The organism is Streptomyces sp. CNZ301 (assembly GCF_004217425.1).
Genome location: NZ_SHLG01000001.1, coordinates 4,435,570 through 4,451,449, shown reverse-complemented (window position 1 = coordinate 4,451,449; position 15,880 = coordinate 4,435,570). Strand labels below are relative to the sequence as shown.

Annotated in this window: 15 protein-coding genes; 9 read left to right on the top strand and 6 right to left on the bottom strand. The window is 71.7% G+C overall.

Features of this window, described 5'->3' with window-relative positions; all coding sequences use genetic code 11:
- Positions 1-14: 14 nt before the first annotated feature.
- A complete protein-coding gene (paaD, locus tag EV375_RS19215; RefSeq protein ID WP_207228380.1) occupies positions 15-566 on the top strand; it encodes a 1,2-phenylacetyl-CoA epoxidase subunit PaaD in 552 nt (183 codons plus the stop codon).
- Positions 567-573: 7 nt separating this feature from the next.
- Positions 574-1,659 carry a 2Fe-2S iron-sulfur cluster-binding protein gene (locus EV375_RS19210; RefSeq protein ID WP_130300524.1) on the top strand — a complete coding sequence of 362 codons (1,086 nt, stop codon included), beginning with the start codon at positions 574-576 and terminating at the stop codon, positions 1,657-1,659.
- A 267-nt stretch (positions 1,660-1,926) separates the two neighbouring features.
- On the opposite strand, the gene EV375_RS19205 is transcribed toward EV375_RS19210, so the two are convergent.
- From EV375_RS19205 to EV375_RS19195, 3 genes are all read right to left on the bottom strand, one after another.
- Positions 1,927-2,268 (bottom strand): rhodanese-like domain-containing protein, encoded by a 342-nt coding sequence (locus EV375_RS19205; protein WP_130300523.1) that lies wholly within the window; start codon positions 2,266-2,268, stop codon positions 1,927-1,929.
- A gap of 115 nt (positions 2,269-2,383) precedes the next feature.
- On the bottom strand, positions 2,384-3,328 hold the full coding sequence (locus tag EV375_RS19200) for a J domain-containing protein (RefSeq protein ID WP_130300522.1): 945 nt from the start codon (positions 3,326-3,328) through the stop codon (positions 2,384-2,386).
- Positions 3,329-3,379: 51 nt separating this feature from the next.
- Positions 3,380-3,778: a winged helix-turn-helix transcriptional regulator gene (locus tag EV375_RS19195; protein WP_130300521.1), complete on the bottom strand. Its 399-nt coding sequence runs from the start codon at positions 3,776-3,778 to the stop codon at positions 3,380-3,382.
- A gap of 109 nt (positions 3,779-3,887) precedes the next feature.
- Here EV375_RS19195 and EV375_RS19190 point away from each other — a divergent pair, with 109 nt between their 5' ends.
- On the top strand, positions 3,888-4,544 hold the full coding sequence (locus tag EV375_RS19190) for an NAD(P)H-dependent oxidoreductase (RefSeq protein ID WP_130300520.1): 657 nt from the start codon (positions 3,888-3,890) through the stop codon (positions 4,542-4,544).
- 180 nt (positions 4,545-4,724) lie between these two features.
- Here EV375_RS19190 and EV375_RS19185 read toward each other — a convergent pair whose 3' ends face one another.
- Complete coding sequence (locus EV375_RS19185) at positions 4,725-5,327, bottom strand: CBS domain-containing protein (RefSeq protein WP_486588757.1); 603 nt, start codon at positions 5,325-5,327, stop codon at positions 4,725-4,727.
- Positions 5,328-5,843: 516 nt separating this feature from the next.
- On the opposite strand from EV375_RS19185, the gene EV375_RS19180 reads away from it, so the two are divergent.
- On the top strand, positions 5,844-6,278 hold the full coding sequence (locus EV375_RS19180) for an Hsp20/alpha crystallin family protein (protein WP_130300518.1): 435 nt from the start codon (positions 5,844-5,846) through the stop codon (positions 6,276-6,278).
- A gap of 243 nt (positions 6,279-6,521) precedes the next feature.
- Here EV375_RS19180 and EV375_RS19175 read toward each other — a convergent pair whose 3' ends face one another.
- Together EV375_RS19175 and EV375_RS19170 are read right to left on the bottom strand one after the other, a co-directional pair.
- Complete coding sequence (locus tag EV375_RS19175; protein WP_130300517.1) at positions 6,522-10,220, bottom strand: hydantoinase B/oxoprolinase family protein; 3,699 nt, start codon at positions 10,218-10,220, stop codon at positions 6,522-6,524.
- A 55-nt stretch (positions 10,221-10,275) separates the two neighbouring features.
- Positions 10,276-10,788 (bottom strand): flavodoxin domain-containing protein, encoded by a 513-nt coding sequence (locus tag EV375_RS19170; protein WP_130300516.1) that lies wholly within the window; start codon positions 10,786-10,788, stop codon positions 10,276-10,278.
- Between the two features lie 362 nt (positions 10,789-11,150).
- Between EV375_RS19170 and EV375_RS29205 the strand changes: the two genes are divergently transcribed.
- The 5 genes from EV375_RS29205 to kdpC all read left to right on the top strand — a co-directional run bounded on the left by EV375_RS29205 (position 11,151) and on the right by kdpC (position 15,821).
- Positions 11,151-11,288, top strand: a complete 138-nt coding sequence (locus EV375_RS29205) for a hypothetical protein (RefSeq protein WP_165434654.1) — start codon at positions 11,151-11,153, stop codon at positions 11,286-11,288.
- Entirely contained in the window at positions 11,285-11,374 is a 90-nt protein-coding gene (gene kdpF / locus EV375_RS19165) for a K(+)-transporting ATPase subunit F (protein WP_130300515.1), read from the top strand. The genes EV375_RS29205 and kdpF overlap by 4 nt, the downstream gene beginning before the upstream one ends.
- A 3-nt stretch (positions 11,375-11,377) precedes the next feature.
- Positions 11,378-13,039 carry a potassium-transporting ATPase subunit KdpA gene (kdpA, locus tag EV375_RS19160; protein ID WP_130300514.1) on the top strand — a complete coding sequence of 554 codons (1,662 nt, stop codon included), beginning with the start codon at positions 11,378-11,380 and terminating at the stop codon, positions 13,037-13,039.
- Positions 13,040-13,119: 80 nt separating this feature from the next.
- The gene (gene kdpB / locus EV375_RS19155; RefSeq protein WP_130301960.1) at positions 13,120-15,219 is read left to right on the top strand and encodes a potassium-transporting ATPase subunit KdpB; all 2,100 of its coding nucleotides are present in this window, start codon (positions 13,120-13,122) and stop codon (positions 15,217-15,219) included.
- Positions 15,216-15,821 carry a potassium-transporting ATPase subunit KdpC gene (kdpC, locus tag EV375_RS19150; protein ID WP_130300513.1) on the top strand — a complete coding sequence of 202 codons (606 nt, stop codon included), beginning with the start codon at positions 15,216-15,218 and terminating at the stop codon, positions 15,819-15,821. The genes kdpB and kdpC overlap by 4 nt, the downstream gene beginning before the upstream one ends.
- The last annotated feature ends 59 nt before the right edge of the window (positions 15,822-15,880 follow it).

Below are 15,880 nucleotides of genomic sequence, written 5' to 3'. Positions count from 1 at the left end.
GCAGCGGGCACCGGGTGGAGACGCCCGCGGAAACGGCCGGCCAGGGCGCGGAAGATGCCGGGGCGCGGCAGCGGGAACTCGAGGCGTGGGCCGGCTCCGTCCCGGACCCGGAGCTTCCCGTCATCACCCTCGCCGAGCTGGGCGTGCTGCGGGGCGTCCGCGAGACGGCACCGCACGGCCCCGTCGAGGTCGAGCTGACCCCCACCTACACGGGCTGCCCGGCGGTGGAGGCCATGACCGCCGACATCGAGCACGTGCTGCGTGAGCGCGGCGTTCCCGAGGTCACCGTGCGCGTCGTCCACGCGCCTCCGTGGAGCACCGACGACATATCGGACGAGGGCCGTCGCAAGCTCGCCGCCCACGGCATCGCACCCCCGCGCGCCGGCGCCTCGTCATCCGGCGGTCGCGCCCCGCAGGGCCCGGTCCCGCTGACGCTCGCCATCCGCTGCCCGAACTGCGGCTCGACGGAGACGACGCTGCTCAGCCGCTTCTCGTCCACCGCGTGCAAGGCGCTGCGCCGCTGCGAGTCCTGCCTGGAGCCGTTCGACCACTTCAAGGAGGTGTGAGGGCGCCGTGAGCACCTTCCATCCGCTGCGCGTCACAGCCGTCGACCGGCTCACCGACGATTCCGTCGCGCTCACCTTCGCCGTCCCGCCCGAGCTGCGCCCCCTCTACGGCTACTCGCCCGGCCAGCACATCGCGCTGCGCCGGCACCGTGCCGGGGGCGACGCCGTCGCGGCGGGCGCCGAGGTCCGGCGCACCTACTCGCTGTGCGCGCCCGCCTGCGACGAGCCGCCGGAGCTGCGCATCGGCATACGGGGCGTGGAGGGCGGCGACTTCTCCAGCTATGCGGTCAAGGAGCTGCGGCCCGGCGACACCGTGGACGTCCTGCCGCCCACAGGCCGCTTCGTGCTGGAGCCGCGCCCGGGCCGGTTCGCGGCCGTCGTGGGCGGCAGCGGCATCACCCCGGTGCTCTCGATCGCCTCGACGCTGCTCGCACGTGAGCCGGAGGCGCGCTTCTGCCTCGTACGGAGCGACAGGTCCACGGCGTCGACGATGTTCCTGGAGGAGGCCGCGGACCTCAAGGACCGCTTCCCCGACCGCTTCCAGCTGGTCACGGCCCTCTCCCGCGAGGAGCAGCAGAGCGGACTGGCGAGCGGCCGCCTGGACGAGCCGCGGCTGAGCGCGCTGCTGCCGTCGCTGCTGCCGGTGCCGGACGTCGACGGCTGGTACCTGTGCGGGCCTCTCGGCCTGGTCGAGGAGGCGTCACGGGCCCTGCGCGGCCTCGGCGTGCCGCGTGCCCGCATCCACCAGGAGATCTTCCACGTCACGGAGGTGCCCTCGGCGCCTGTCGCCTCGCGGGCGGACGCGGGCGGGTCCCGCTCGGCGTCCGTGACGGCCAACCTCGACGGCCGCTCGGGCTGCTGGCCCATGGACGACGGCGAATCCGTGCTGGAGACGGTGCTGCGCCACCGCGCGGACGCGCCCTTCGCCTGCAAGGGCGGGGTCTGCGGCACCTGCCGGGTCCGGCTGGTCTCCGGTGAGGTGCGGATGGAGCGCAACTATGCGCTGGAGGACGACGAGTTGGAGGCGGGCTATGTGCTGGCCTGCCAGTCCCATCCGGTGACCGAGGCGGTGGAGGTCGACTTCGACGGCTGAGGCGCCGCCGTGAAGGAGCCGGATGCCCGCGGTGCCAGGCGGGTCGAGGCGCCAGTCGACGCCCGTGCTGCCGACCGGAGTTCGGCGGCAGCCCAGTCCCGCGCCGGCCGGAGTTCGGCGGCAGCCCACGCTCCGGTGCGGGATCGGAGCACGGACGCGGGGCGGGATCGGAGCACGGACGCGGGGCGTGGGTCAGCGCACGGACGCGGGGCGTGGGTCAGAGCACGTACGCGGGGCGTCGGTCAGAGCACGTACGCGGGGCGTGGGTCAGAGCACGTACGCGCTCTCCGCGTCGGCCGTCAGCGGCCGGCCGGCCGCCTCCCACGCGAGCATCCCGCCGTCCACGTTGACCGCGTCCACGCCCTGCTGCCGCAGATACTGCGTCACCTGCGCGGAGCGCCCGCCGACCCGGCAGACCACGTAGACCCGCTCGCCCTCGCCTGCGCGCTCGGTCAACTCGCCCAGCCTGCCGACGAATTCGCTCATCGGGATGTGCAGTGCGCCCTCGGCGCGCCCTGCCGCCCACTCCTCGTTCTCCCGGACGTCCAGCAGCAGCGCGTCCGCCGGAACCGATGCGACATCGACCTGCGGCAACCGACCGAATTCCATGACGAAATGCTCTCTCTCAGTTCTCTGACAGTCCTCTGACAGTCCTCTGACAGTTCTCTGACAGTTCTCTGTCAGTTCTCGCTCAGCGCTCCGGAAGTGGTCTTGAAGTGCACTCTCAGTGCTCTCCCGCACCGGCGCCCGCGGCCCCGGCCGTTCCGGCGTCGCGCTGCTCCACCAGCCGCGCCAGCTCGCGCTCGCGCTCGGCGACCTGCTCCAGCAGCTGCTCCGCGATCTCGTCGAGGAGCGCGTCGGGATCGTCGGGCGCCATCCTCAGCATGGCGCCGATCGCGCTCTGCTCCATCTCCGCGACCATCGCCGTGAGCACTTCCTTGCGCTCGGCCAGCCACTCCAGGCGTGCGTAGAGAAGTTCACCCTGCGGCACCTGCGGTTCCGGTTCCTCCTCGCGGGGACCGTTCTCCCACTCGTCCAGCAGGTTCCGCAGGGCGTCCGCATCGCCTTCCGCGTAGGCCTTGTTGACCCGTACGAGAAAATCCTCGCGGCGCTGCCGTTCCGCGTCCTCCTGCGCCAGGTCGGGGTGTGCCTTGCGCACCAGCTCGCGGTACGCCTTGCGCGCCTCCTCGCTGGGACGCACCCGGTCGGGCGGACGCACGTTCTGCCCGGTGAGCATGGCGGTGGCCTCCGGCGGCATGCCGTCGGAGTCGATCCACCCGTGGAAGAGCTCCTCCACCCGCGGCATCGGCAGCACGGCGGCCCGGGCCTCCTGTGCCTTGCGCAGATCCTCCGGGTCTCCGCTGATCTCGGCGGTGACCTCGAGGATCGCGGCGTCCAGCTCGTCGAGGCGCGCGTACATCGGCCCGAGGCGCTGGTGGTGGAGCCGCGAGAAGTTCTCCACCTCGATCCGGAAGGTCTCCACCGCGATCTCGAACTCGATCAGCGCGGTCTCGGCCGCCCGCACCGCCTGCTCCAGGCGCTCCGTGCCATGTTCCCCGGAGCCTGGGGCCTCTTCCGGCGCCGCGGCTTCGCCCGACGGCCCGGGCTTCTCGTGCTGTTCCGGCCGCTGCTCCGGCTCTTCGGCTTCCGCTTCCGGGTTCGCTTTCATCGGGCCCACCCTACGGAAGCGTTCCCGGCCTTTCCCAGCTCGCTCGTGGGATCAGGCCCTGAACTCCGTGGGGCAGCCCGCCGCTTCGTCCGGAAGGTGCGTGTCCGCCCACCGTGTGAGCTCCGACATCGCCGGCCGCAGCGCCAGCCCGGCGTCCGTGAGCCGGTAGCTGACGCGCAGTGGCGGGCCCTCCTCCACGGTGCGCACGACGAGGCCCAGCGACGCCAGCTCGGTCAGCCTGTCGGAGAGCATCCGCTCGCTGATGCCGGGAACCGCCCGGCGCAGCTGCGCGAAGTGGCCGGGCCCGTTCATCAGGGCCGCCAGGACGAGCCCCGTCCAGCGCTTGCCCAGTACCTGGAAGACGCGCGTGATGCTGCTCTCGGGCTCGCTGCACCCGCCTGCGGTGCCGAGTGCCCCCTCCTGCTGCGTCTGCTCCCCGGGCTCTGCCATGGGTCAAGGGTACTGCGTCCACACAAGGGAGTGCAGAAAAGTAAGTACCTGTGTTATCAATAGTTACGTACTCAATGACACCTCCTTACGTACCCCCAGGAGCTTCCCCATGGCCACGCTGCTTCACCTCGACTCCTCCGTCTTCCCGCAGGACGCCTCCGTCTCCCGCGACGTCGCCGCGTCCTTCCGCAAGGCATGGGAGGCGGAGCACCCGGACGGGACGGTCATCCACCGCGACCTGGCCGCCGACCCGCTGCCGCACCTCGACGGAGTGGCAGCCTCCGCGGCCTTCGTCTCCCCCGAGGCCCGCACTCCCGAGCAGGCCACGGCCTACGCGCTGCGCGACGAGCTGGCCCGTGAACTGGAGCAGGCGGACGCCGTGCTGATCGGCGCGCCCATGTACAACTTCACGATCCCCTCGACCCTCAAGTCGTGGATCGACCAGGTGCTCATCAACGGGCGCACCTCGGCGACCGGCTCGCCCTCGGCCGCCGGCACCCCGACCGTCGTCGTGGCCAGCCGCGGCGGCGGCTACGGGCCCGGAACGCCGCGTGAGAGCTGGGAGTTCGTGCAGAACTACCTCGGCAAGGTGCTCGGCGAAGCCATGGGCCTGGAGCTGGAGTTCGTCGTGCCGGAACTCACCCTGGCCGCCCGGACCCCCGGCATGGAGTCGCTGGTGGACCTAGCCGAGGCCTCACGCACCAGGGCCCACGAGGAGGCGGGCGCCCACGGCAAGGCGCTCGCCTCCCGGCTGGCGGCGGCCTGAGGCCTGAGGTCGGATGCCCCGGAGCGCCGCGGACGCAAGGCAGCCTTCCGCCGGCATCACCGAAGCGGCTCACGGTCCGTCCCCCGGGACCGACCGTGAGCCGCAGCGGTCGAGCGGGCTCGTGCCCGGAAGCGGCGCACGGCAGCGGAGCACGTGCCGTCGCGGCAGGTCAGCCCCCGATCAGCCCAGGTCGAAGCGGACGTCCACCACGCCCTCCACGGAGCGGATGAGCCGTGCCGCCACCGGAGCCAGAGAGGAGTCGGGAAGCCGGCCACGCACGGTGGCCACTCCGTTCTCGACCGCGACCCGGAGACCGTCGCTCCCGCCGGGAAGCAGGCCGATCACCTCGCGGCGGATCTCCTCGGCGATGTCCTCGTCCTCCCGCAGGAACACCTTCAGGAGATCACCTCGGCTCACGACGCCGCGCAGCCTGCCCGCGCCGTCCACGACCGGCAGGCGCTTGACGTGCCTCCGCGCCATGATGCGGGCGGCCTCGGTCAGTTGGGCGTCCTCGTGGACGGAGACGGCGGGGCTGCTCATCAGGTCACCGGCCGTCAGCGCGCCCGACTTCAGCAGCCGCGCCATGCGCTCGCGGGGCTCGTTCATGCCCGGGACCCCGTCGCGGTACTCCTCCTTGGCCAGCAGGTCGGCCTCGGAGACCACTCCGATGACGCGTCCGTCGGCCTCCAGGACGGGCACGGCGCTCACGCGCCACTCCTGAATGCTCCGGGTGACGTCCTTGAACGTGGCCTGCCGCCCCACGGCGACGACGGTGTGCGTCATGACGTCACCGACGGTCCGGGGCGATGATCCGGGCGCGGGTCCCTGTGCATGCGCGCCGTCGGGCCGCCGGTCCCGGCCGCGTACGTCGGCCTCGTGTGCCATGTCGGTTCCCCTTCCCGGGTCGGCTCCCCTGCGGGACGGGCCGGCGGGCTGCGGTGCCGTTGCTTCCGGCGCCCTGGCTGAACCCGCACCTCTGGCGCCGGCCTCCGCCGTCGCTGCTCCGGTCCCGGCTCCGTTCCCGGCTCCCTGGCTCCGTTCCTGGTTCCTGGCTCCGTTCCTGGCTCCGCTCCTGGCTCCAGCGTGGAATCCGCCCGGCACGGCGGACCAGCCCCGAAGGGCCCCTCCGGGAGCGCCGAAGGTCCCGGCCGCGGGGCAGGCGGGCCCCCGGCCCGCTGCGCCCGAAGGTACGGGCCGTAAGACCCTGTGACCGGCCCGTTCGGCCCTCGTGCGGCTGTCTCCCCCGGCTCGACCCTGGGGGATGAGGAAAGTCCGTGAGAGAGCGAGGAGGGAGCGATCATGGCTGGATCAGTGGAACGCCGTCACACCGGGGCGACCCTGCCCGACCTGTTCGACTGGATCATCCCGGACTTCCCCGGGGCCGTGCCGACGCTGCGCTCGGGTGCCCACAGCATCCGCATCGAGGAGACCATGAAGGACGGCAAGTTCGAGCTGAACGCCGAACTGCCCGGCATGGATCCCGACAAGGACGTGGAGATAACGGTCGAGGGCGACATGCTGACGATCCGCGCCGAGCGGAGTGAGACGAAGCAGGAGGGCAAGGGCCACTCCGAGTTCCACTACGGGGCGCTCGCCCGGGCCGTGAAGCTGCCTGCCGGGGCGCGCCCGGACGAGGCCGAGGCGGACTACAAGGACGGCATCCTCACGGTGACGGTGCCGGTGGCCAAGCCCGGTGCCGAGGCACGCACCATCTCGGTGCGGCGGAATTCCTGACCGTCCCGGCACGGTCCCGTCGGCCGGCGGACGCCACAGGCGCTGCCGGCCGGCGCTCGTGAGGACAGACGGACCGCTGCACCGCCATGTCCGCAGGACCGCAGGACCGCAGGACCGCAGGACCGCTGGACCGCTGCTCGTGAGGATCCCGCTGCCGGCCGTCCGCCTCCGCGAGGTCGGCACCCTTCACGGACGAGCTCAGCCGCCCGCCCCGCCTTCCGCACCACCGTCCGCCGCGCCGCCTCATCCACCGTCGCCGTTGCGCGGTGTCCCGTATCCGCCGCCGCCCGGGGTCTCCACCACCAGCACGTCGCCCGCGTCCACCTCGGCCGAGTCGCATGCCCCCATGACGAGGCGGCTTCCGTCGGCGCGTTCCACGCGGTTCGAGCCCAGCGCGCCCGTGCCGCCGCCGGCCATTCCGTACGGAGGCACCCGCCGGTGGCCCGAGAGCGTGCTCACGGTCATCGCCTCACGGAAGCGGAGCCTGCGCACGGCGCCGTCGCCGCCCCGCGTTCTGCCCGCTCCGCCGCTGCCGTGCCGGACGGCGAACTCCTCGACGAGCACCGGCAGTTGCCATTCCAGGACCTCGGGGTCCGTGAGCCGCGAGTTGGTCATGTGGGTCTGCACCACGGACGCCCCGTCGAAGCCGTCGCCCGCTCCCGAGCCCGAGGCGACGGTCTCGTAGTACTGGTGCCGCTCGTTGCCGAACGTGACGTTGTTCATCGTCCCCGAGCCCTCGGCCTGCACACCCATGGCGGCATAGAGCGCACCGGTGATCGCCTGGGACGTCTCGACGTTGCCGGCGACGACGGCGGCAGGGTGGACCGGAGCCAGCATCGACCCGGGCGGGGTGATGATCCGCAGCGGCCTGAGGCAGCCGTCGTTGAGCGGGATGTCGTCGGCGACGAGCGTGCGGAAGACGTAGAGGACGGCGGCGGTCACCACCGAGGTCGGGGCGTTGAGGTTCGACGTGAGCTGTGCCGAGGTGCCGGTGAAGTCCACGGTGGCGGAACGGTGTTCGCGGTCCACCGACACCCGTACGGAGATGGCCGATCCGGAGTCGGTCTCGTAGCGGTACTCGCCGTCCTCCAGGGCGTCGACGACCTTGCGCACGGCCTCCTCGGCGTTGTCCTGCACGTGACGCATGTACGCCTGCACCACGTCCAGGCCGAAGTGGCGGATCATCTGGGCGACTTCCTCGACGCCCTTCCGGTTGGCGGCGACCTGCGCACGCAGGTCGGCGAGGTTCGTCTCCGGGTTGCGGGACGGGTACGGCGCCCCGGTGAGCAGCCGCCGCGTCTCCTCCTCGCGGAGCCGGCCGTCCTCGACGAGCAGCCAGTTGTCCAAGAGCACGCCCTCCTCCTGGATCTCCCGGCTGTCCGCGGGCATGGACCCGGGGGTCAGTCCGCCGATCTCGGCGTGGTGCCCGCGTGAGGCGACGAAGAAGAGAATCCGCGGGTCGGCCGGGTCCGCGGCCTCCGCGGGGTCCTCGAAGGCGGGGGTCACCACGGTGATGTCCGGCAGGTGCGTGCCGCCGTTGTACGGGTCGTTGACGGCGTAGGCCTCGCCCGGCTTCATCGTTCCGGCCCGGCGCCGGATCACCTCCTGGACGGTGGTGCCCATGGAGCCGAGGTGCACGGGGATGTGCGGGGCGTTGGCGACGAGACCGCCTTCGGGATCGAAGAGCGCACACGAGAAGTCGAGCCTCTCCTTGATGTTGACGGACTGCGCCGTCGACTCCAGCCGCGCGCCCGTCTGTTCGGCGATGGACATGAAGAGGTTGTTGAAGATCTCCAGGAGGACGGGATCGGCCTCGGTTCCCACGTCGGCCTCCGTGGGGGTCGTCCCTCCGGGACCGAGGGGGACCGCCACACGCCGCACGAGCAGGTGTCCCGTGGACGTCGCCGACGCGCTCCAGTCCGTGTCGACGACGGTCGTCGCGTTGGCCTCCGTGATGACCGCCGGCCCCCTCACGCGGTCACCGGGCCGCAGCGACCCGCGGCGGTGCAGGGGCACGTCACGCCACTTCCCGGCCGTCCAGAGCTGCACGGTGCTGCCCGCCGCCTCGCTCCCGCCGGGTCCGCCGGGTCCGCCTTGCCCTCCGGAGCCGACGTCCACCTCGCCGAGGCCGCCGAGGCCGGGCTCCTCCGTGACGCCGACGGCCTCCACCGACACGGCTTCCACGACGACGGGACGGTCCAGGAGGAACGAGTACATGGAACGGTGGCTCGCTTCGAACTCCTCGGTCATGGCGGCGGGTTCGGTGAGTCCGACGGCCAGTGCGGTGTCGGTCCCGTCGTAGCGCAGCTGCGCGCGCCGCGTCACGCGGACGCGGTCGTCGCCGACGTCCTGGTCGAGGAGTTCGGTGCGCGTCGCCGCCTCCAGGTCCGCGGCGACGGCCCGGATGCGCTCCATGTGCCGTTCCTCAAGGGTGAGTTCAACCGACTGTTCACGCATGGCTGTCGTGTCTGCGAGGCCCATGCCGAGGGCGGAGAGCACACCGGCCATCGGCGGGACGAGGACGGTGCGGATGCCGAGGGAGTCGGCGACGGCGCACGCGTGCTGGCCGCCGGCACCGCCGAAGGTGGTCAGCGCGTACCGCGTGACGTCGTGGCCCTTCTGGATCGAGATGCGCTTGATCGCGCTGCTGATGTTCGCCACGGCGATGTCGAGGTAGCCCTCGGCGACCTGCTCCGGGGAGCGGCTGTCGCCGGTGCGTGCGCGGATGTCCCCGGCCAGCTCGGCGAACCGCTGCCGCACCGTCTCCCGGTCCAGGGACTGGTCGCCTTCCGGGCCGAACACGTGGGGGAAGTACGCGGGTTGGACCCGGCCGAGCATCACGTTGGCGTCGGTGACGGTCAGCGGACCGCCGCCCCGGTACGAGGCAGGCCCCGGGTGGGCGCCCGCGGAGCCGGGTCCCACCCGGTACCGGCTGCCGTCGAAGTGCAGGACCGAACCGCCGCCCGCGGCGACGGTGTGGATGTCCAGCATCGGTGCCTGGAGGCGCACGCCGCCCACCTGTGTGCTGAACACCCGCTCGTAGCCGCCCGCGTAGTGGGAGACGTCGGTGGAGGTGCCGCCCATGTCGAAGCCGATCACTTCGTCGAACCCCGCCAGCCGCGACATCCGCGCCATCCCCACGATGCCGCCCGCCGGGCCGGAGAGGATCGCGTCCTTCCCGCGGAAGTGCCCCGCCTCGGCGAGGCCGCCGTTCGACTGCATGAACAGCAGGCGCACACCCCGCATCTCGTCGGCGACCTGCTCCACGTAGCGCCGCAGAACCGGCGACAGGTAGGCGTCGACGACAGCTGTGTCGCCGCGCGGCACGAGCTTCATGAGGGGGCTGACCTCGCTGGAGAGCGAGACCTGCGCGAACCCGGTCCTCTCGGCGAGTTCGCCGACGGCGGTCTCGTGCTCCGGGTGCAGATGGCTGTGCAGGCACACCACGGCGACAGCCCGGATGCCGTCCTCGTGGGCGCGCCGCAGCTCGGGCGCGAGTGCGTCGAGGTCCGGGGAGCGCAGCACCGTCCCGTCCGCGGTGATGCGCTCGTCGACCTCGATCACCCGCTCGTACAGCGCCCGGGGAAGCGTGATCTCCCGGTCGAAGATGCGCGGCCGGTTCTGGTAGCCGATGCGCAGCGCGTCGCGGAAGCCTCGCGTGATCACCAGGGCCGTGCGCTCGCCCTTGCGTTCCAGCAGGGCGTTCGTGGCGACGGTCGTTCCCATCCGCAGTGCCTCGACCTCGCTGCCGGAGACGCTCGCGTCCGTCTCACGGCCGAGGAGCGTGCGGATTCCGGCGACGGCGGCGTCGTCGTACCGGGCGGGGTCCTCCGAGAGCAGCTTGTGCGTCAGCAGCGTGCCGTCGGGGCGCCGGGCCACGATGTCCGTGAACGTGCCTCCCCGGTCGACCCAGAACTGCCACCGCCCGGCACCGTCCGTCATGTCCGCTCCGTCTCCCGCGCGCCCGCCCACGGGTCACGCCCCCGCCCGCCCACGCTCAGACCCCTGCCCGCTCCGAGCGGAGCCGGGCCGCGATGCCGCCGCCCCATGCGCTCACTTCCTGCTGGTCGCGCAGGTCCCCACCGGGTCCCTCCCCGAGCAGCCGCCCGGCCAGGGCGCCGCTCGCCCCGTCGGTGAGGCGGCCGCCGAACGTGCGGTGCTCCTCGGCGCCGAGCCTCCTCGCGATGCGCGCGACGCTGGGCGGGGGCGGTATCCGCTCCCGTCTGCGTGAGGTGTTGCGACGCCCGCTGCTGAAGAGCCACACGGGCATGCGCCGCAGCTGGTGCCGGTGAAGGCGCGCGAAGCGGGTCGCGTCGCTGCGCCACCGCCCGGCGTACACGGCGGAACCCAGCACAACCGCGTCGTAGCGGGAGATGTCGTGAGCCTTCTCCGCAGCGGTGACGTCCGCCTCGAGCCCTCTGTCGCGGAGCGTCTCACCGACCCACGCGGCGATCCCGGCCGTGGACCGGTTCCTGCTGCTGTAGGCGACGAGTACGCGGAGCAGAGTCATCGGGTCACCTCTCCTGGTGCTCCTCTCCAGCGTCGGCGGAGCGCGCACGGTGTGCCAGGCCCGGTGGGCCCTGTACGGGGCGGGCCGAAGGTCCCTGGCGGGACGGGCGCCGCCCGCGGCCCGCGGCGACGGGAAGAGCGGCAGGAAGAGCGGCAGGAAGAGGGGCGTCCAGGCGGATGTGGCACCCGCGGCAGGCAGCGGGGCCTTAGCGGGGCCGCCCCCTCCGGCCGTGACGGGGCCTCGGGCCCCGGGGTCGCGGCACCGCTTGACCCCGTCGGCGTCAGAGCACCGTAAAGATCGCCCGTTGGAGCGTCAGAGACTCGTCAAGGGCGGCCGTGCCCGGCCCTGCGGGGAGTTCTCTCGTGCGTGAGCCCGCGTCCGCGGGCTTCACAGCCCGAGTTTCCCGGGGAGTCGCGATGGCCGATCTGGCTTTCGTCGTCACCGTCGTCGCAGTGTTCGCGCTCGTTGTTCTGGTCGCCAAGGGGGTGGCGAAGCTGTGAGCGCCGAGAACGTCGCCGGCCTGGTCCTCGCCGTCCTCGTGCTGGTCTACCTGGTCGTCTCGCTGATCTTCCCGGAGAGGTTCTGACCGATGAACGGCACTCTCGCGGGCGTACTCCAGGTCGGGGCGCTGATCGCTGCTCTGGCTCTGGTGCACCGGCCCCTGGGCGACTACATGGCCGGCACCTACAGCTCCACCCGCCATCTCCGCGTCGAACGGTGGATCTACCGCGCGATCGGTGCGAACCCCGCCGCGGAACAGCGCTGGCCCGCCTACCTGCGCGGCGTCCTCGCCTTCTCGGCGGTCTCCGTCCTGTTCCTGTACCTGCTCCAGCGGCTCCAGAACCGGCTGCCGCTGTCGCTCGGCTTCCGGCCGGTCTCCCCGGACCAGGCCTTCAACACGGCGGCCTCCTTCGTCACGAACACCAACTGGCAGTCCTACTCCGGCGAAACGACCATGGGGTACCTGGTGCAGACGGGTGGGCTGGCGGTGCAGAACTTCGTGTCCGCGGCCGTCGGCATGGCCGTCGCCGTCGCGCTGGTACGGGGCTTCGCACACACGCGGACGGGCGAACTGGGCAACTTCTGGACCGACTTGGTGCGGGGCGTCGTGCGGATCCTGCTGCCGGTGGCGACGCTGGCCGCGATCGCCCTGGTCGCGGCGGGAGCGGTGCAGAACTTCGCCTCGCCGCAGGAGATCACCACGGTGACCGGTGCGACCCAGCACCTGCCCGGGGGCGCGGTTGCCTCCCAGGAAGCGATCAAGGAACTCGGCACCAACGGCGGGGGCTTCTTCAACGCCAACTCCGCCCACCCGTACGAGAACCCCGACGCGCTGACGAACCTCTTCGAGATCTTCCTGCTGCTGGTCATCCCGTTCTCACTGCCGCGCACCTTCGGCAGGCTCGTCGGCAGCGCCAGGCAGGGGTACGCGATCGTCGCCGCGATGGGCGTGATCTGGCTCGGCGCCGTGATCGCGGTGACCGTGCTGGAGTCCGCCCATCCCGGCAGCGCGGCACAGGCGGCGGGCGGCGCGATGGAGGGTAAGGAGACCCGCTTCGGCGTCGGCGCGTCCTCGTTGTTCGCGGTGTCCACGACCATGACGTCGACCGGCGCGGTCGACGCGTCCCAGTCGTCGTTCTCGGCGCTCGGCGGCGGGGTGCTGCTGCTGGGCATGATGCTCGGCGAGGTGGCGCCGGGCGGCGTGGGTTCGGGCCTGTACGGGATGCTGATCATCGCGGTGATCGCCGTCTTCATCGCGGGGCTCATGGTCGGACGGACGCCCGAGTATCTGGGCAAGAAGATCCGCCCCAGGGAGATGAAGCTCGCCGCCTGCTACATCCTGATCACCCCGGCCCTGGTGCTGGCGTTCACCGGCACCGCCCTGGCGCTTCGGACGCCGCAGCTCTCGATCCTCAACTCCGGGCCGCACGGCTTCTCCGAAGTCCTGTACGCCTACACGTCGGCGGCCAACAACAACGGGAGCGCCTTCGCCGGGCTGAACGCCGACACCCAGTGGTTCAACACCACTCTCGGACTGACGATGCTGCTCGGGCGGTTCCTGCCGATGGTGTTCGTACTCGCCCTGGCCGGGTCCCTCGCCGACCAGCGGCCGGTCCCGGCGAGCGCGGGAACGCTGAAGACCCAGAAGCCGCTCTTCGCCGGGCTGTTGGTGGGCGCCGTGCTGATCGTGGCCGGCCTGACCTTCTTCCCCGCACTCGCGCTCGGCCCGCTGGCGGAAGGGCTGTCATGACGATACGCACCGGCAACCGCACCTGCCGCGTCCCCGCACCCTCACATCCCGGGACCCCACCAGCGAAGGACACCACCCTCATGTCACCGGCCGGCTCCGCCGCACACCCGGCGGCCTCCCAGAACGCCTCGCCCGGCATGTTCGACCCCCGGCAGCTGCTCACGTCCTTGCCCGGAGCCTTCCGGAAACTGGACCCGCGGCTGATGATCAAGTCGCCCGTGATGTTCGTCGTCGAGATCGGCTCGGCGCTGACCACGGTCCTGGCGATCGTCGACCCGAGCTGGTTCGCCTGGTCGATCGCGGTATGGCTGTGGCTGACCGTCGTCTTCGCCAACCTCGCCGAAGCCGTCGCCGAGGGACGCGGCAAGGCGCAGGCCGACACCCTGCGCCGCGCCAGGACCGACACCGTGGCGCGCCGCCTCGATCAGGACGAGGCGGGCGGGACCACCGAGAGCAGGGTCCCCGGCAGCGGGCTGCGCGTCGGCGACGTGGTGGTCTGCGAGGCCGGTGACGTCATCCCGGGCGACGGCGACGTCATCGAGGGTGTCGCCAGCGTCGACGAATCCGCCATCACCGGCGAGTCCGCACCGGTGATCCGCGAGTCCGGCGGCGACCGCTCGGCCGTCACGGGCGGCACCAGGGTGCTCTCCGACCGCATCAAGATCAGGATCACCACGAAGCCCGGTGAGACCTTCCTCGACCGGATGATCGGTCTCGTCGAGGGCGCCGCCCGTCAGAAGACACCGAACGAGATCGCGCTGAACATCCTGCTCGCGTCGCTGACGATCATCTTCCTGCTGGCCACCGTCACGCTGCAGCCCTTCGCGGTGTACGCGGGGGCCGAGCAGTCCATGACCGTGCTCACCGCGCTCCTCGTCTGCCTGATCCCGACGACGATCGGCGCGCTGCTCTCGGCCATCGGCATCGCCGGCATGGACCGGCTCGTGCAGCGCAACGTCCTGGCGATGTCGGGCCGGGCGGTGGAGGCCGCAGGCGACGTCACGACCCTGCTGCTGGACAAGACCGGCACCATCACGCTGGGAAACAGGGAGGCCGCGGTCTTCGTACCGCTCGGGAACGCGGACGCGGACGAACTCGCCGACGCCGCCCAGCTCTCCTCGCTCGCCGACGAGACCCCCGAGGGCCGCTCCATCGTCGTCCTGGCCAAGGAGAAGCACGGCCTGCGGGCCCGCGACGAGGGCGAGTTGGGCAACGCCGAGTTCATCCCGTTCACCGCGCAGACCCGGATGAGCGGCGTCGACGTCGCGGACGGCGGCGGCGTCCACCGCGTACGCAAGGGAGCCACCGACGCCGTCACCGCGTGGGTGACCGAACGCGGCGGCACCGTTCCCGAGGACGCCCGCCACGAGGTGGAGGCCATCTCCACCTCCGGCGGGACCCCGCTGCTCGTGGCCGTGGAGGACACCCGCGGCGCCCGGATCCTCGGGGTGATCCACCTGAAGGACGTCGTCAAGCACGGCATGCGCGAACGCTTCACCGAACTGCGCAGCATGGGCATCAGAACGGTGATGATCACAGGTGACAACCCGCTCACCGCGAAGGCCATCGCCGAAGAGGCCGGAGTGGACGACTTCCTCGCGGAGGCCACCCCGGAGGACAAGATGGCCCTGATCAGGCGGGAGCAGGGGAGCGGGAAACTCGTCGCGATGACGGGTGACGGCACCAACGACGCCCCGGCACTGGCACAGGCCGATGTGGGCGTCGCGATGAACACCGGGACCTCGGCCGCCAAGGAGGCCGGGAACATGGTGGACCTGGAGTCCAACCCGACGAAGCTGATCGAGATCGTCGAGATCGGCAAGCAACTGCTGATCACGCGCGGGGCGCTGACGACGTTCTCCATCGCCAACGACGTGGCGAAGTACTTCGCGATCATCCCCGCGATGTTCGTCGCTGCCTACCCGGGGCTCGACGCGCTCAACGTCATGCGCCTGACCAGCCCCCAGTCCGCGATCCTCTCAGCGGTCGTCTTCAACGCACTCGTGATCATCGCGCTGGTGCCGCTCGCCCTGAGAGGGGTGCGCTACCGGCCGATGAGCGCCGACGGCATGCTCCGCCGCAACCTCGGCATATACGGCGTCGGCGGGCTCATCGTCCCCTTCATCGGCATCAAGCTCATCGATCTGCTCATCTCACTCCTCCCGGGGGCCGGCTCATGAACGCGTCCGTCCGCAACGGCTCACGTCTCGCATGGGCCGCGCTGAGAGCACTGCTCGTGCTCACCCTCGTCACCGGCGTGCTGTACCCGCTGCTGGTGACGGGCATCGCGCAGGCCGCCTTCCGCGGCCAGGCCGACGGTTCCCTCGTCCGCAGCGGAGGCAAGAACGTCGGGTCCTCGCTGATCGGCCAGACCTGGAACGGCAAGGGCGGCAACCCGGCACCGCAGTGGTTCCAGCCCCGGCCCTCCGCCGGGGACTACGACGCCCTCGCGTCCGGGGCCTCGAACCTCGCAGCCACCAGTCCGGAACTGCGGAAGGAGGTCGAGGCACGCAAGACGCGCATCGCGGACTTCAACAACGTCCCGCGCTCGGACGTTCCGGCGGATGCGGTGACGGCGAGCGCCTCGGGCCTCGACCCGGACATCTCGCCCGCGTACGCCAGGATCCAGGCCGACCGGGTCGCCGAAGCCCGCCACCTCGACCCGGCCGCGGTCCGCGCACTGGTCGAGCGGCACACCCAGGGCCGCATCGCCGGCCTCCTCGGAGAGCCGACGGTCAACGTCCTCGAACTGAACCTCGACCTGCGCGAACTGCACGACTGAACCCCTGATCTCACCGGCGGCCGAAGCCCGTGCTTCTCGATGACCGGGCCGCCGGCCCC

Excerpts from the sequence above, each read along its gene's own strand:
- EV375_RS19195 (WP_130300521.1), bottom strand. The coding sequence starts at position 3,778 with ATGGCAGAGCCCGGGGAGCAGACGCAGCAGGAGGGGGCACTCGGCACC.
- kdpC (WP_130300513.1), top strand. The coding sequence starts at position 15,216 with ATGAACGCGTCCGTCCGCAACGGCTCACGTCTCGCATGGGCCGCGCTG.
- kdpB (WP_130301960.1), top strand. The coding sequence starts at position 13,120 with ATGTCACCGGCCGGCTCCGCCGCACACCCGGCGGCCTCCCAGAACGCC.
- kdpA (WP_130300514.1), top strand. The coding sequence starts at position 11,378 with ATGAACGGCACTCTCGCGGGCGTACTCCAGGTCGGGGCGCTGATCGCT.
- EV375_RS19170 (WP_130300516.1), bottom strand. The coding sequence starts at position 10,788 with ATGACTCTGCTCCGCGTACTCGTCGCCTACAGCAGCAGGAACCGGTCC.
- EV375_RS19190 (WP_130300520.1), top strand. The coding sequence starts at position 3,888 with ATGGCCACGCTGCTTCACCTCGACTCCTCCGTCTTCCCGCAGGACGCC.
- EV375_RS19200 (WP_130300522.1), bottom strand. The coding sequence starts at position 3,328 with ATGAAAGCGAACCCGGAAGCGGAAGCCGAAGAGCCGGAGCAGCGGCCG.
- EV375_RS19175 (WP_130300517.1), bottom strand. The coding sequence starts at position 10,220 with ATGACGGACGGTGCCGGGCGGTGGCAGTTCTGGGTCGACCGGGGAGGC.
- EV375_RS19205 (WP_130300523.1), bottom strand. The coding sequence starts at position 2,268 with ATGGAATTCGGTCGGTTGCCGCAGGTCGATGTCGCATCGGTTCCGGCG.
- EV375_RS19185 (WP_486588757.1), bottom strand. The coding sequence starts at position 5,327 with ATGACGCACACCGTCGTCGCCGTGGGGCGGCAGGCCACGTTCAAGGAC.
- EV375_RS19180 (WP_130300518.1), top strand. The coding sequence starts at position 5,844 with ATGGCTGGATCAGTGGAACGCCGTCACACCGGGGCGACCCTGCCCGAC.